This is a genomic window from Citrobacter sp. VF227, from assembly GCF_052950715.1.
This window is the reverse complement of sequence record NZ_JBRFVF010000179.1, coordinates 1-581: the sequence shown is the minus strand read 5'-3', so window position 1 is coordinate 581 and position 581 is coordinate 1. Positions and strand designations below refer to the sequence as shown.

General features: G+C 68.3%; 1 protein-coding gene. It reads right to left on the bottom strand.

Translation table 11 applies throughout. The features are described 5' to 3' along the window. On the bottom strand, positions 1 to 581 hold a 581-nt coding region (locus ACU8YC_RS25765), incomplete at both ends, for a saccharopine dehydrogenase C-terminal domain-containing protein (RefSeq protein ID WP_446896075.1).

Below are 581 nucleotides of genomic sequence, written 5' to 3'. Positions count from 1 at the left end.
ACCCGGCGGGTCTCCTCGATGGAGAGCTGCGAGCCGTACCAGTAGGCGTTCTTCTCGTGGCCGTAGACGAGCACGCCGAGCTCGTCGATGCCGTCGACGATCTCGGTCTCGTCGAGGATGTGGTGCTGCTCCTGCACCTGGGCCGCCTTGCCGAACATCTCGTGGAGCGACAGCACGGCGTCGTCGGCCGGGTGATAGGCGTAGTGGCAGGTGGGCCGGAAGACCGGCTTATCGCCCTCGCGCACCGTGTAGTAGTCGGAGATCGAGATCGCCTCGTTGTGGGTCACGAGGAAGCCGAACTGCGAGCCGGCGGTCGGCACCCAGGTGCGCACCCGCGTGTCGGCCCCCGGCTGCAGCAGGTAGATCGCGCAGCGTGAGCCCTTCTCCTGCTCACGGGCGTTGGCGGGCTTCCAGGTCTCGTGCGTGCCCCAGCCGAGCTCGGCCGGCTGATTGCCCTCGGAGACGAAGCCCTCGACCGACCACGTGTTGACGAAGACCCCCCGCGGCTTCGGGGTCTTGGCGCGCTGGGTGTCCCGCTCGGCGATGTGGACGCCCTTCACGCCCAGGTCCTTCATCAGGGC